16 protein-coding genes are annotated in these 14165 nt (G+C 67.7%); 8 read left to right on the top strand and 8 right to left on the bottom strand.

All coding sequences use genetic code 11. The annotated features are described in order from the left end of the window. Window positions 1-228: 228 nt before the first annotated feature. The 3 genes from ACQPZP_RS02705 to ACQPZP_RS02695 form a co-directional block, all read right to left on the bottom strand. Window positions 229-1620, bottom strand: coding sequence for a lysyl oxidase family protein (locus ACQPZP_RS02705; RefSeq protein ID WP_433476028.1), 1392 nt, complete (start codon window positions 1618-1620; stop codon window positions 229-231). Window positions 1621-2047: 427 nt separating this feature from the next. After that, window positions 2048-2773, bottom strand: coding sequence for an alpha-ketoglutarate-dependent dioxygenase AlkB (locus tag ACQPZP_RS02700; protein WP_433476027.1), 726 nt, complete (start codon window positions 2771-2773; stop codon window positions 2048-2050). Between the two features lie 28 nt (window positions 2774-2801). Continuing rightward, window positions 2802-3947 (bottom strand): hypothetical protein, encoded by a 1146-nt coding sequence (locus tag ACQPZP_RS02695; protein WP_433476026.1) that lies wholly within the window; start codon window positions 3945-3947, stop codon window positions 2802-2804. 266 nt (window positions 3948-4213) lie between these two features. Here ACQPZP_RS02695 and ACQPZP_RS02690 point away from each other — a divergent pair, with 266 nt between their 5' ends. From ACQPZP_RS02690 to ACQPZP_RS02680, 3 genes are all read left to right on the top strand, one after another. Continuing rightward, complete coding sequence (locus ACQPZP_RS02690; protein ID WP_433476025.1) at window positions 4214-4861, top strand: hypothetical protein; 648 nt, start codon at window positions 4214-4216, stop codon at window positions 4859-4861. Between the two features lie 116 nt (window positions 4862-4977). Next, window positions 4978-5337 carry a winged helix-turn-helix transcriptional regulator gene (locus ACQPZP_RS02685; protein WP_433476024.1) on the top strand — a complete coding sequence of 120 codons (360 nt, stop codon included), beginning with the start codon at window positions 4978-4980 and terminating at the stop codon, window positions 5335-5337. 521 nt (window positions 5338-5858) lie between these two features. Next, a complete protein-coding gene (locus tag ACQPZP_RS02680) occupies window positions 5859-6140 on the top strand; it encodes a hypothetical protein (RefSeq protein ID WP_433476023.1) in 282 nt (93 codons plus the stop codon). A 433-nt stretch (window positions 6141-6573) separates the two neighbouring features. On the opposite strand, the gene ACQPZP_RS02675 is transcribed toward ACQPZP_RS02680, so the two are convergent. Next, entirely contained in the window at window positions 6574-7161 is a 588-nt protein-coding gene (locus ACQPZP_RS02675; RefSeq protein WP_433476022.1) for a hypothetical protein, read from the bottom strand. Between the two features lie 434 nt (window positions 7162-7595). Continuing rightward, a complete protein-coding gene (locus ACQPZP_RS02670) occupies window positions 7596-8024 on the bottom strand; it encodes an ATP-binding protein (RefSeq protein ID WP_433476021.1) in 429 nt (142 codons plus the stop codon). Window positions 8025-8122: 98 nt separating this feature from the next. Here ACQPZP_RS02670 and ACQPZP_RS02665 point away from each other — a divergent pair, with 98 nt between their 5' ends. From ACQPZP_RS02665 to ACQPZP_RS02655, 3 genes are all read left to right on the top strand, one after another. Continuing rightward, the gene (locus ACQPZP_RS02665) at window positions 8123-8935 is read left to right on the top strand and encodes a helix-turn-helix domain-containing protein (RefSeq protein ID WP_433476020.1); all 813 of its coding nucleotides are present in this window, start codon (window positions 8123-8125) and stop codon (window positions 8933-8935) included. Then, the gene (locus ACQPZP_RS02660) at window positions 8932-9117 is read left to right on the top strand and encodes a DUF397 domain-containing protein (protein WP_433476019.1); all 186 of its coding nucleotides are present in this window, start codon (window positions 8932-8934) and stop codon (window positions 9115-9117) included. The genes ACQPZP_RS02665 and ACQPZP_RS02660 overlap by 4 nt, the downstream gene beginning before the upstream one ends. Window positions 9118-9267: 150 nt before the next feature. Continuing rightward, a complete protein-coding gene (locus ACQPZP_RS02655; protein WP_433476018.1) occupies window positions 9268-9813 on the top strand; it encodes a hypothetical protein in 546 nt (181 codons plus the stop codon). 100 nt (window positions 9814-9913) lie between these two features. On the opposite strand, the gene ACQPZP_RS02650 is transcribed toward ACQPZP_RS02655, so the two are convergent. Beyond that, a complete protein-coding gene (locus ACQPZP_RS02650; RefSeq protein ID WP_433476017.1) occupies window positions 9914-10099 on the bottom strand; it encodes a hypothetical protein in 186 nt (61 codons plus the stop codon). A gap of 231 nt (window positions 10100-10330) precedes the next feature. Here ACQPZP_RS02650 and ACQPZP_RS02645 point away from each other — a divergent pair, with 231 nt between their 5' ends. Continuing rightward, the gene (locus tag ACQPZP_RS02645; protein WP_433476016.1) at window positions 10331-11446 is read left to right on the top strand and encodes a serine hydrolase domain-containing protein; all 1116 of its coding nucleotides are present in this window, start codon (window positions 10331-10333) and stop codon (window positions 11444-11446) included. 98 nt (window positions 11447-11544) lie between these two features. Continuing rightward, window positions 11545-12138: a DUF4232 domain-containing protein gene (locus ACQPZP_RS02640; protein ID WP_433476015.1), complete on the top strand. Its 594-nt coding sequence runs from the start codon at window positions 11545-11547 to the stop codon at window positions 12136-12138. Between the two features lies 1 nt (window position 12139). Here ACQPZP_RS02640 and ACQPZP_RS02635 read toward each other — a convergent pair whose 3' ends face one another. Together ACQPZP_RS02635 and ACQPZP_RS02630 are read right to left on the bottom strand one after the other, a co-directional pair. Continuing rightward, window positions 12140-13021 (bottom strand): SCO6745 family protein, encoded by an 882-nt coding sequence (locus ACQPZP_RS02635; RefSeq protein ID WP_433476014.1) that lies wholly within the window; start codon window positions 13019-13021, stop codon window positions 12140-12142. Between the two features lie 29 nt (window positions 13022-13050). Further along, window positions 13051-13959 carry a hypothetical protein gene (locus ACQPZP_RS02630; protein WP_433476013.1) on the bottom strand — a complete coding sequence of 303 codons (909 nt, stop codon included), beginning with the start codon at window positions 13957-13959 and terminating at the stop codon, window positions 13051-13053. Between the last annotated feature and the right edge of the window lie 206 nt (window positions 13960-14165).

The following is a 14165-nucleotide window of genomic DNA, read 5'->3' as shown; positions in this document are numbered from 1 at the left end:
GGGCCGAGTGTGCTCCTCCGCCACGTCGCCCACCATGCACACAACGCAACGATCCAGACCCCGCCCTTGTCACCCGGGTGACAAGGCAACGGGTGACGGCCCTGGCCGTCACCCGTCGCTCGTCATCCGTCACCAAGCCTTCGGCACCTGCCGAAGCCCCGTACACGAGGGGCCCGGCGTCAGCCAGGCCCCTCCCTTCCGTTCCTCAGTGCCGCCTTCGGTCTTCGGTCAGGGGGCGTTGACCAGCCCGACCGGCGGCACCTTGACGGTGCGCTTGCCGGGCTTTCCACCGAGGATCACCTTGCGCAGCGAGATGTTGTTGCCGAGGTTGCCCTCGAAGAGCCGGTGCGCCGGGTTGGCGATCACCTGGATGTAGTAGGTCCCGTTGGGGAGTTTCGTCACGTCGAATGACTGGCCCGGCAGGGACTGTTCGTAGGTGTCACCGGAACCGACGTCGAGGACCTCGCGCACCGAGAGCGATGACAGATCGCCGCAGGCGGTGTGCAGGTCGGTGTTCTCGGGCTTCCAGTTGGCGTTCTTGACCAACTGGTTGATCGCGTCGGTGTCGGCCAGGCAGAAGGCCTCCTTCTGGCTGCGCACGACCTCCTTCTTGTCGGCCCGCAGAAGCCGGTAACCCGCGAAGTCCTTGAAGTGCCAGTGCTCGTGGCCGTCCCGCGGGTCCCATTCCATGCCGCCGGTCTTGACGTAGCCGACCTGCTTGCCGCTGCCGTCGAAGAAGTACTGGTAGGCGTCCATCAGTCCCTGCTTGACGCGGAACCCGTCCACGACGAGCGGGGAGGGGCCGGCGTTCCAGACGTTGGCGCTGAAGGCGAGGTAGTCGCGCTTGGCGGGGGCGGCGGTGCTCCTCTCCTCGCCGTGGTTCACCTCGATCCCCCATGCGGGCAGGGCGCGCAGGTCGGGCTTGGGCCCGGCCGGGACGCCTCCCTTCCCGGCCGGCTTGGGACCGGGCTTGAGCCTGGACGGTGCCGGGGTCCTGCGCGGGGCGGCCCTGTTCCCGCCGTCCTTCAGGGTCTTGACGGTCACCTTGATCTTCTTCGACGCGGCCGGGATGCCGAAGAACTGCCGATAGGGCTTGGTCACGCTGACGGCGGCGGTGTACTTGCCGTCGGGCAGCTTCACGGGGGCGTCGCCCTGCTCGGTGAGGTTGGTGGCCCAGCCGGCCTGGATGCCCCAGAAGGACCCGAGCGTCCACGGATTGTCGGAGCACCCGATGGGATAGGGAGACTTGTCGGGTGCGCCGGGCTTGACGCGGGAGGCCCCGGCGGCCGGGCAGGCGTCCTGGACGCGGTCCAGGACCTTCTTGCCCTTGGCGTCGGTCAGGGTGATCCGCAGGAACTTGGAGAACCCCGCGAAGCTCTTGACGAGCCCGGCCGGGAGGGGCTTGGACCGGTTCCCGGTGATCCAGGAGGCGGTGACCGGGTTCCGGTAGGACGTGCGCTGGACGTGCATCTCGAAGGGGGAGCCGGTGGCCCCGAGATAGACCCCGAGGTCGAGAGTGGTCTCCGGCGCGTCCTTGGACCTGGTGAGGGTCACATCGGACGAGGCGGCCAGAAGTTCGAGGCCGCCTTTGGGGGGAGCCGCGGCCTGTGCCGCGTGCACGCCCCCGACGGCGAGCGCGGAAACGCCCGCGAGGGCGATGGCGATGGAACGGCCCGTGCGTGAATCCCTGCTGATGACAATCCTCCATTGTCGGCGCCCGTGCGTCGCCGGGCGGACGGGTGGGGTGCGGGGACCTAAGGATGACGCCGGAACGACCACGACGGTTTTCCGCGAATTTGTACGGATTTCGTGACATAGCTCAGCGAAATCACCGCTCCACAGACCGTGCCAGGAAAATTGCCGAGTTATCTCTGACCCAAGTCGGGGTTATGGTGCGGGACGAAATCACCGTGCCGCGCCTAGGGCGCCGGTGGCAGGCACGGCGTTCTGGTACTACATGAGCCCGGCGTGGCGCCGGTCGCCGAGCACGCCGGGAGGCTTGACACGCAATCGCCCTGGTCGGTGGGCCGACCGTGAACGATCAAGGTCAGACGGGCGGCATCAGGTCGCTCTCGCTGATGGTGTACGTCAGCAGGGGGTAGACGAAGTCCGTTTCATTGTTCTCGCGACGCCGTAGTCGGTAGAACTCGCGCCTCTGCTCATCGTCGGCCGACATGAGGCGCGCACCCTGCGGAAGATATACCTGTCCGTCGCGAAACCGAACGACCGTCTTTGACGTCCGATAGGTCACACCCAACCATTGGTTGTCCATCGTCTGCACGGGCGCGTCGAGTACGATCTTGTGCCGTAGTCGTCGATTCGTGTCGACAGAAAACGCGACGATACTGTTGTGGGCGAGGGGGATCTCGAACTTCTCGCCACCGGACCTCTTTGATTCGAAGATCAGCTTCCTCGGCGGGCCCGCTTCGGGATGCCGGTAGCAGGAGAAAACGGCGATGAACGAACCGTCGGCCAGATCGAGAGCTTGGTCGGAATGGCTCCCCATGGTTTTGTAAGCGTTCGTGTAGTTCTCAATGAGAGCGTTGTTGAAGCCAACCGGAAGCGCCGCACGTTCCTGAATCCGTTGCGCCAGCCGATCGTGCACCGCCCGGAAACGCTGCGCCGGGCTGCCGTATCGGGAGGTGGTACGCACGAGAGGCACACCATCCGCCTCGTCGATCTTGGTAAGAACGGCGCCACGCCGACCTTTTCCTACGTCTTCCAAACGAGCCGACGCGGACAGCTCCGCGAAGAGATTCTCCTCGGTCGGCAAAGCGCACGAGAGAATCTCACCGGAGATCCTAGACTCGGGGGGCAACGTAGTCTCCCGTGTTCATACTGAAGAGGAACTCGTCGCCGTAATCAATGAAGGACGAGGTCTTGTTCTCCTCGGCGTACAGCCTGCGCAGCTCGTTCAGGCCCTCCGGCGTGGGCGGCTCCAGCTTCACCAAATCCCCGCCCAACTTGAGGAACGTGTGGCCGTTCTTATGGACGGCTTCGGCGCCCGAACAGCGCACCACATACCCCAGGCGGACCGGGAGCAACTCGGCGTCCAACATCGAGGACCGGATTTCGTGCGTATAAAGGCGGTTGGTGGACAACGGCATGAAGAACACGGAGCCGGGGTAGAGAGTCAGGGTGAACTGCTCGGGGAGCGCGACCTGGTCGCGTTCTTCGGTCGGCTCCTTGAGGCGAAAGCGAAGCTTGGTCAGCCCGCTGATACTCTTCACACCGTAGTCGAAGGCGTCTTCGGCAAGGGGTTGCAGCTTGTCGAGCTGGTCATAGAAGGTGCAAAAGGCCATGATGCCGTTGACGGGCATGTCCTTGGTCTTGTCGGCATGGGCCGAGATCTTGGCCTTGGACTGCTTGCGCTCGGGCGTGGCAAGGGTGTTGTGGTAGATCTGAGCGAGGACGTGATTCAGCGGTGCCTGGTTCCGGAACACGGCCGCGGCCTCGCGGTTCAGGGCCTCGACGATGCCCGTGTCGGTCGGCCGAAAACTCTCGGTCGGCCCCGAGAGATTCGTGGAGCACCGGAGCAGACGGAAATGTAGTTCGTCACCGTCTTGTGTGACCGGCGTCAGATAGATACCGCTGCGATGTGCTGTTCCAGGCTTGGTGGACTCCGTCAGGGACTGGAACGCGTGCTCCGCACGGATCCGCCCGAAGTGATCGGCGCCGAGGTCGAAAAAGCGGCGGTAGTACACGCCGACACCGTGTACGCGGATGGGAACCTGGCCGAGGTCGACGAGGGTCCAAGGTTCGTCGACATCCTCGTGGTAACCGTGTGATAGCTCCCGGATCACGAACACCCGGGCCACCGCATGCAGTTGGCGGCCACTGATCCCGGATACATCGCCACACAGGTAGACGGTCTTCTGCGCCAGGTCGAGCGAACCGGAAACCAGGTCCTCTGGCGTAATCGTGGACCCGAAGAAATCTCTGATCAAGTCATCATCTTGCAATGTCGAAGGCGCGACCAAGATATTTCCCGCGTCTTCGATAAAGGCTTCTGTTCGCTCTGTTGCATACATCGAACCGCGCTGCCATTCGCACTATGAGACACGAACCCGCAGAACCAGCCGGACGGCCTGCCGATTCATTCGACCCATTCCATGAACTTCCGGACGGTAGCGGATGCAAGATTAGCATCCTCCCCGCAGAGACTGCCACGTAACGACCGGGCCGGCCACGTCGATGATCAGTTGCTGAGCGGATGATCAGCACGGACGGACCGAAGCACCCCCGGCGGACGCTCGTGATCATCCAACGCCTCACCTGCCGCCCCTTGGAGGATCGTGTGCCGCTCCGCGCCATATCGACGCAGTGCACTCTCCGGCTGAGACATGAAACCGGCCGCAGGCCAGACAGCAAGCATAAGTCGCTGGTCCAGATCTCCTTTGTCGACAGCACCCGTGTTGTCCAGCGTCCGGAGCACGGCAAGGCCAAGGAAGTGGTTGTATGCGACCATTGTGGCCGGACCGTCGACTTCACCGTTTTCAGCGTCAAGCGCACGCATCGGGCCCGCACCTTGTGGTTCGCGCTGCTGATGGCCTTGCTAACGCTGCCCGTGGCGGCGGGCATACTTTTCTTCGACATGTTCGCCAGTCCCGACTTGGGCCTTATCGATGCCATTCCTGCCTGGCTGTTCACCACGGTGGCGACTGCTGGCATGCTGTCTCTGTGGGTCATCGGTTACAGCTACTTCTACTGGTCGGACGAGTTCGGCATCAGGTCGCCCTACCGATGGCGACACACCGGCCAGTCGGCCATTCCCGACAACCATCGAGGAAATTTCATCGCGAAATGCATAGGCACCTGGGACCAGCAAGACCCGCCCCCCACCCCCAGCCCGCCCTCCTGAGCCGTCCCCCGCCTGTCCAGATGTAAGGCTGCCTGTTCGGTTCGCCGTTTTGGGTCGATGAACCCGCGGTGATTCAGGCCGAGCGCAACGAGGTGTCGTGAGACTCCTACGAGGCTGTGTTCGACGGACTCATCTTCCCCACCCGACGGCGCGTGTTCTCGCGGGCCCGTTACGGGCAACTCCAGACCGGCCTGCCCGGGATCACCATTTACCTGCCAGTCGAGCGCCTGCGCGAGTTGGAAAGATCCGGTGTGGTCCGGCGCCGGCTCGACACAGACGGCAACAGCCTCCGGCAGAGGCGGTGCGGGCGGTCAGGAATGTGTAGAGGTTGCCGCACTCGCCGGAGGACGCGGCATCAGGGCAGCTGGACACCTGAAGTCGGCCGCCTCACCCTCTCCCGAGAGTTGGGCTCCTCCGTCACGTCGCGCACCGTGCACACAACGCAACGATCGGACCCCCGCTTGTCACCCAGGTGACCGAGGCCGGGCGTCGGAGCGGGTCGCGGCGCACGTCCCGCCTATCGATGGCGGGCCGTCTCTCCCACGGGGGCGACGCACACCCAGCGCCCTTTGATCTGCTTGGCTGCTGCACGGACTTGGACTATCTGCGGCGGGGCGTCGCCATCCGGGCGACCGTGGGGGGACAATGGTCCTCGTCCAGAAGACCTGAGGGGGTTGTGGTGGCGAGGCAGCGGCACACGATGGCGACGGTCCGGTGGACCCTGCTGGCGGCCGACTCGCTCGCCCTGCTCCGACGCTCGCGCTCGGGAGCATCACCGCTCGCTTCACGGCCGGGTTCGCGTACGGCGTCGGCCTTCTGGTCCTGCTCACCGGCTGGCGGATCATCGCCGGCACGCCCAATCGTCCCGAGGCCCGGCCCGTGAGCGCCCGCCAGGCCTCGACAGATCGCTGATCAGCCGCCCGGCGCGGGTTAGGCCGCAGGATCGGTGGACGCATGAGATGGTAGCCATGTCACAGACCGGGCGGGAGACGGACAAATGCTGGAGCGCGTGCAGATGGTCGCGGCGACGGTAATAGCGGCGCCGAAGGATCCGAACACTGAGCAACTTGCCAACTGGCTCCGCGACATCTTCGGGCCGATCTTCCTCGTGGTGATCAGTATCGTCGGATTGTTCTTCCTGTTCACCCGGGAGATCACAAGGTTCATCCAGTTTCTTGTGCTGGCGATCGCCATCGCGGTCATCTTCTACTATCCCGGCATCATCACCGCGGTCGCCGGCGGGATCGTCCGGGCCCTGGGCGTCGAAGGCAGCCAGTAGGCGAACGCACGCCTGGCGTCTCACCCCGGGGACGTGCGGCGGCGGGAGGGACGGCGTCGCGGTCGCCGGGCCGCAGGTGAGCGCCCAGAGTGTCACGCCCGTCTCCAGCGCCTGGCGGCCGAGCCGGTCGAGCGGCTCGCGGCCCTCGGGACGCGCAGCGAGTATCCGCTGGATTCCGTCCAGTACCACCAGGATGCGGGCCCGGTCCCCGCGCCGGTCCGCGATCGCGGTGCCCGGGTTCGGCAACCCCGCGCCACCCACACCAGCACCGCCGCCAGCAGCGCGACCGCCTATCCCCGCCGCGCTCCATCCGCAAGCGCGTTGCCGATCTCACGCAGCAAGAGGTTGCGCCCGGCACGTTCGACCGTCCGCACCACCGACCGCATCACCCCGCCGTCCCAACGGCCGCCGGGGGTCGAAGTGACGGCGTCGCCTATGGCCACTGCCCGGCCCCCGGTATGTCCCAAATCACCACGCGGGCACGGACAAGCGGGTCTGTACTCGTCATGTGCGCCTCCAGTATCGACAGCCGCGCCACCTGGCCCGCCGCCGTCAGCACGCACACCGCATCCCCCTCATCCACTTCGACCTCGTCGGTCTCTTCCGTGGCCGCGGCGTCCTGGCACTGCGCGGCCCCCGGCCGACCCTTCACCCGCACCACCTGCGCATCGTTCTCCGCCTCCACCAATGCCTTCAGCCAGTTGCCGCGGATATCGAGCTCTTCGTCCCGGTCGGTGAGCCGTGGCGGCACCGCCTCCAGATCCCGCCGCGACCGCGGACCATCCAGGGTCAGCGCCCCCCGCCACCGCACCACCGGCTCCGCCGCGGCCAAGCCCGATGCGGCCCGTGACGGGCGAGATGAAGACGCCGCCGGGACGCCCGGCTTCGGCGGCGAGCCCGCCGCGGCCCCTCTGCCGGCACCGCCGTCGCCGCCGGACACCAGCGTGATCGCAACGGTCACCAGCCCCAAGAGGGCCACGGCGCCGACCACCCCGGCGATCAACACGTACTCGCGCGGCACGCCGTCCTGCGCCCTCCGCCACCCCCATGGTCGCCCTGGTAGCCGTTCCCGTGATCGTCCCGGTAATCGGCCCTGTGCCCAGGTGGCGCCATCCCGCCCCGCCTCCCTGATCAGCCGGTACCAGTCCATCTTGCTCGGCGCGGGAAACACTGTGAATGCCCCCCGCAAAAGGTAGGTTCGAATTGCATCTTCCGGCTGAGAACCAGGGCGATTTCAGAGTCGGTTGCCGGTCGCCGACTGCGACGCTATGTGCTCAGTGGAACGGCTCACATGGGACGGCGGCCGATTCTCGATGCCCCAATGCCGCCGGGGCGTGGCCGCTCACCGCGCTGGGCTCGCACGCCCTGGGCCCGGCACGGGACCGGTCGACGTCTCGCGCACCTCGCGCACTGGTCGCCCGGCCAAGCCTGGCTTCCATGCGGCGAGGCCGGTTCTCAAATGGCGATCCGGGCCCACACGACCTTGCCCGGGCTTCCGTTCATGTACCGGTATCCGCAGCCGCCGGACGCGAGGAGCCGGACCATCACCAGGCCGCGTCCGCTCTCGGCGACGGAGTTCTCGTCCACTACGACCGGCGGCGCGTGCGACGGGTCCCAGACGCGGAACTCGACGGCGCCGGCCAAGAGGGTGACCCATGCCTGGATCTCGTGGCCCTGGACGGCGTGCACCACGGCGTTCGTCGCCAGCTCAGACATGATCGTCCGCCCGACGTAGTCGTGCTGCATCAGGCCCCACGCCTCACACGCCTCCGTGACAAGAGATCGGGTCAAATACACACTTTCGGGGTAAGCGCGCCACCGAAGCCCGAACTCGTTCCGCGCTTTTAGTGGCTGATTGTCTCGCTTGCCTTGGATGCCATTCATTGTGCCCGCCTTTCGTGGCCGAACTCTGGCGACAGATTGCCGCCTCCAGATACGATTAAGACCGTTCAATTAACCAACCTGTACTTTTTGGATCATGAATGCCCTCCGCGAACGAGCTTGATCCAGACAACGACCACTGGCACTGGCTGGCCTGTGACCTGCGAATATGGCGCATCGAACGGAACATGACGCAGGCCGCCCTGGGCGAGATGCTCGGCGTGACAAAATCCCACGTTTCGAACTGGGAATCGGGCCGCGAAAATATCCCCATGAAGCACGCCGAAACTCTGGACCTGATTTGGCGCGCTCGCGGGCATTTTGCCCGGCTTCGGCGACTGGCTGAGAAATCACACGATCCGGGCTGGTGGTCCCAGTACACCCCGCTTGAGGCGAAGGCGTCCCGCGTGAGCTACTGGGCACTCGCCATCGTCCCCGGTCTCCTCCAGACCAGGGACTACGCCCATGCTCTGCTTGAAGACGGTCAGATCATCGAGGATGTTGAGGCGACCGTCGCCGCGCGCATGGCCAGGCAAGAAATACTTGAGCGGGAAAGGCCGCCTGAGTTGCGCGTCCTGATCAGCGAGGCCGCACTAGAGCAACCTGTCGGCGGGGCAGAGGTCATGCGACAACAACTCGCCCATCTGATAACTCTCAGCAGCAGGCGCAACGTCATCCTTCGCGCGATACCTCGCACGGTCGGTGCGCACATCGGCCTCGACGGCTCGTTCACCCTGCTGACCGGAGAGCGCTGGTCTGCGGCCTACATGGAGGCCAACACAGGTGGCAGACTGACGCATGACCCCACGATGCTTGAGGACTTCGTAAGGCGTTTCGACCTCATCGGCGCGGAAGCCTTGTCTGCGTCCGCCTCACGAAGCCACATCGCACGGATTATGGAGGCCATGCAGTGATCGAATGGCGCAAGTCCAGCCGAAGCAACGCATCCGGCAACGAGTGCGTGGAGGTTGCCGCTCTTGCTGAAGGGTGCGGCATCAGGGACAGCAAAGCCCCCGATGCCGGGCACCTCACGCTCTCCCCCGAGAGCTTCACCCGCCTCGTCGCCCGTGTGAAGCGCGGGGAGTTGAATCGTTAACCCTGCCCACGTGTACTCGGCCTCGCCTTTGGCGAGGCCGTTCCCTTTGAGGCGGGTCCCTCGCGGGAGGGAAGACCGCGGTTCTGGTGGGGGAGGTGGCGGGCAGGAGGGCCTGGCGAGCATGTAGTCCTTCGCGTCGAGGAGGACCGCATGACCACCGCTCGTCCAGTTCCCAGGTGGGCCGATCGGGTCGCCCACGTCATCCCGCTCACCGTCCTGCCGTCCGGGCTGTGGCGGGTCGCCCTGGGGCTCGGTGTGCCCGTGGGGTTCGCTGAGGGAAGCGACCTCGCGGACTTCCCGCATCCGATCGGGACGCCGTACGTCTTCACGCTCAGCATCGTCACGGAGTGCCTCGCCCTGCTCGCGCTCGGGCTGGTGCGACCGTGGGGTGAGGTGTTCCCGCGCTGGTTCCCGCTGGTCGGCGGGCGGCGCGTGCCGGTCTCGTTCGCCGTCGCCGCCGCGTCGATCGGTGCCGCGAGCGTCACGGTCATCGGCGTGGCCGGAGCCTTGGGCTGGTCGGACGCGATGGCCGAGGGGGAGAGCCCGGACGGGGTCGCGGCGACCGTGATGACCCTCGCCTACGCGCCGTTCCTCGCCTGGGGCCCGCTGCTGGCGATCCTGACCGTCCACTACTGGCACCGCCGCGTGACCAGGCACGGGAGGGACCATTCGGCCCCGACAACCTGTCGAGTGTGAGAGAAGTGCCGGTCCCCACGCGGTGAACGCGCGAGGACCAGCGGATGTTGCGCCTTGCAGCGCTTACAGAGCTGAGGAGCCTAGGCTCCTCGGCGTCCCATCACGCGGACGGGTGTCCCGGAGGGAGCGTGGACGGCACGGGGTCGGGATGGAACGACCCCGTGTTCTCGTTGTACTTGGCGGGCTCGGATCCCGGAGGGGGCGTGGCCGCCACGGGCTCGGGCCCCCACGACTGCCTGTCCTCGTCCCACTCGGCAGGCTCGGGCGTGTCTGCAGTCCTGGCCATTTTACTGGCCTCCTTCGGTTTGGTTTTCGACTGCTTGCAGTCATGGACTATAGAGCGCCGAGGGCTGACGACGAACGCCCGGTCGGGCCTGCCGCGAACCCGTGCGGTCACTGGAAGGCCGTCCGCCAGGTGTTGTCAGGTACACCCCATGCTCGGGTTCTGGGCCCAGTGTGGCCGTCCTTCTCGGCCGGAAGTCTTGATCACGTCAGCAAGATCTCCGAGGAGGAACCCATGTTGCGCATCGTCTCCACCCTCGTCGCCGGGACGGCTCTGGCGGCGGTCGCCGCGCCCGCCGCGAACGCCGCCACCACGTCCCACGGGGAGCACGGACTCGACCGCAAGGTGAAGGCGGCGGCGGACCGGCTCGTCGCCGACGGTGCGCCGGGCGTGATCGTGATGACCCGCCGCGGCGGCCATGTCTCGCATGTGACCGCCGGAGTGTCGGACCAGGCCACCGGCGCCCCGATGGACCACCGGCTGCTGGTCCGGGTCGGCAGCGTGACCAAGTCGTTCACCGCGACGGTCGTCCTGCAACTGGCCGCCGAACACCGGCTCTCGCTGGACGACACCGTGGAGAAGTGGCTGCCGGGCGTCGTGCGGGGCAACGGCAACGACGGTTCGAAGATCACTGTCCGGCAGTTGCTCGCGCAGACCAGCGGCCTGAACGAGTACGTCATGGACCCGCGCGTTCTGGGCGACCCCGACCGTGACTGGACGCCCGCCGAACTGGTCGCCATCGCGATGGAGAAGCCGCCGGCGCACGCGCCCGGCGCGGACTGGAACTACGCGAACACCAACTACATCCTCGCCGGAATGATCATCGAGAAGGTGACCGGGCGCCCGGTCGGCACCGAGCTGCGGCAGCGCCTCTTCACCCCGCTCCGGTTGCGGCACACGTCCTACCCGACGACGTCCAAGACGTTCCCCGGCCCGTACGTGCACGGCTACTACCCCGGTTATGGGGACGTCAGCACGCTGATCAGCCCGTCCAGCGCCCGCACGTCCGGCGGCATCGTCTCCACCGTCGACGACGTGGCGAAGTTCAACCGGGCGCTGTTCACGGGCCGGCTGCTGCCCGCGCGGATGATGCGGGAGATGAAGACCGTCCGTCCGGTGAACGACGACGGCGTCATCGAGGACTACGGGCTTGGCGTCGCCCGCATCAAGTTCTCCTGCGGATACGCCTGGGGCCACGACGGCGGCTTCCCCGGCTACCGCACCTGGTCGTACACGAGCACGGACGGCCGCAGGCAGGCGATGCTCACCTACAACACGTCCGCGGTCGAGCACGACGAGAAGTTCCGCGCCGACCTCACCAAGGCCGCCGACACCGCTTTCTGCGCCTGATCCTCGGTAAGCGCCCTGCCCTCGCCGACGCCGCGTCGGCGGACGGCAGGGCGCCGAGGCATGGCGGCGGCCCGCGATCCGTCGGTGATGATTGCCTTGTGACCACTACTCTGCGGCCGCGGGTCCGCCTGCTCCTCGCGTTGGGCGTCGGCCTCGGGACGACCGGCCTGGCCGCCTGCTCCACCGAAGCGCGACCGGCCGGCGCGGCGCCCACCGCTTCACGGCCGGTCCCCTCGCCGTTGACGCTGCGCCCGTCGCCTCCGCCGCCCACCTGCACGCCGGACGGCATCAGCGTCTCGATGGACGAGCCCGACGCCGCGATGGGACTCCGCGCCGCGACGATCACGCTCCGCAACTGCGGTGGCCGCCCGTACCGGCTGAACGGCTACCCGTCCCTGCGCGTCCTGGACGAGAACCGGCAGCCGTTCAATGTCGACGTCGTGCGCGGGACGACGCAGATCAAGGACAGCGGGCCGAAGCCGCTGACGATCCGTCCCGGCGAGGCGGCGGTCTTCGACATCGTCTGGCGGAACCTGGTCACCGAGGCGACCACGGAGGCGGTGACCGGAAAGTACCTTGAGGTCCGGCCCGCCCCTGGACGGCCCGCCGTGGTCGTCCCATCCAACGGGCCGCTCGACCTCGGGAACACCGGCCGCCTGGAGGAGACCGCGTGGCGGCAGCCCCGCCGCTGACTCAGCGAGGCGGCGCCTGGACCTTGCCGATGCCGAGGGTGTTCTCCGCCGGCATCAGCCCGGTCTCCAGGACCTTCACCAGGATCGGCATCGTGAGCTGCGCGAGCCGGTCCGCCTTGTCGGCGCCGAGCGTCCGCCACGGCTCGTAGGCGAGGTCGTCGGTCGTCCGCTCGACGGCGTCCCGCAGCTCGCGGCCCTTCTCCGTCGCGGCGCCCCGGGCGTCGATCAGGCCCCGGGACGCGAGCCGGTCGCGGGCGGCGGACCACTCGTCGTCCGTCCAGCCGCGGCTGGCGAACGTCTTCTCGGACGCCGCGCCGATGGCGGCGAACGACACGAGCGCCTCGGCCGGGTCGAGCCCGCGGGTGAGGAGCGCGGCCACGTGGCCGTCGCCGCGCTGCTCGCGCAGAATGCCGATGGCGTGCCACAGGGCGAGGTGCGGCTCGTCCGGCCAGGGCATGTCGGCGTTGGCGGCGGCGATCGGGCGCCCGGCGGTGCTCGCGGCCTCGGCGGCGGCGCGGGCCAGTGCGGCGGCCTCGGCCAGGTCCGGGTCGCCGACGCCGTCGCCGAGCAGCGTCCGGTACATGCCGTCGACGGCGCGGGTGCGCCCCTCCAGGACGCGCTCGGGCGGCGCGACCGTCCAGGCGGCGGGGATGTGCTCGGCCACCATGCGCGGGCTGAAGCTGTAGAAGGCGGCCGACACCCGCTCCTTGCCCGCGGCGCCGAGCGGCGCGGCCCGCCAGGCGAAGTAGCTCGGCCAGCGGGTGTCCACCGCGAAGCCGAGCCGTCCGGCCTCGGCGAACACCTCGGGCGAGTACCAGAACAGGGCGTGCAGGGGTTCGAGCTGGTGCCACATCTGCCGGGCCAGGCCGGGGTTCTCCGTCATCGCGGTTCCTCTCTCGGGATCACCCCACTCTATCTTGACACTGCCAAGATTGCACCGGGCCGGCGTTCATGACGCGGGAAGGCCAGGAGTGCGAGGAGGGCCAGGGCGACTCCGGCGGCGCGGAGCGCGAACGGCCCCGTCTCGCGCGGCCACGGCTCCCCGTAGAGGAGCGTCGCCGAAAGGAGCAGGTGCGTCTTCGCGGTGACCGTGACGACGGTGACGACGACCGTGAGGCGGCAGCGTTGCAGGCCGACCGACAACAGCCCGACGCCGAGGACCCCGGCGAGGAGGAACAGGTACGGGTGCGGCGAGGACGGCAGGTCCGCCCAGCGGCCGGCGGCGAGCATCATCGCCATGCCCTGCCCGAAGACCTCGGTGGCGCCCAGCAGGACGCCCGCGCCGAGCCCGTAGGCGATGCCCGTCAGCGGTCTCGCGTGGCGGCCGCCGACGGCGCGGTCGCGCACGCAGAACATCCACAGGGGCAGGACCAGCGAGGGCACGAACACCAGTGCGGCCCTCCACGGCGGCAGCGCGGCGGCGGCCCCGTCCAGGCGGTGCGGCACGTCCGGGACCGGCAGCACCGAGAGCGCCGCGGTGACCATTGCGGCGACGGTGAGACCGACGGCGATCCATTCGCGCGAGGTGGGCCGCTCGCCGAACCCGCTCATCCCGATGGCCAGCAGCGGGACGAGGCCGAGCCCGTAGGCGGGCAGCGTCGCGGCAACGGGGAGGGTGACCAGTGCCGTGGCCGACAGCGCGAAGCCCGCCAGCAGCACCAGGAGCCCGGCGAGCCAGCGCGGGCTGCGGAGGAACCGTCCGGCGGCGTGCAGCGGATGCCGTCCCGAGACCGGGCTCATCCGCCCCAGGGCCATCTTGAAGAGGACATAAGCGACGATGTAGACGGCCTGCGCGGCGCAGGCGAGGACGACCGCTTCCATGGCGCACCTCCTCGGGTGGGCATCAGCCTGACATGAGGAAGGTGTCCGGTGATTCTCGCCGGAAGACGGAGAAATTGCCGATTTTATGCACCGCGGTGAGCAGTACCGCGGTGCTCCTGTCCCGGAAAGGCCAAGATCAATGCGCCCGTTGCGTTGCCCGATCACTCACCGCAGGTGAATGATTGCGGTGCGCTTCCGAATCCGAG

Origin of the sequence: Spirillospora sp. CA-142024, assembly GCF_050942325.1 — a bacterium.
GTDB lineage: Bacteria > Actinomycetota > Actinomycetes > Streptosporangiales > Streptosporangiaceae > Spirillospora.
Note: the sequence above shows the minus strand (reverse complement) of the source record. Positions and strands in the feature narration are given on the sequence as shown.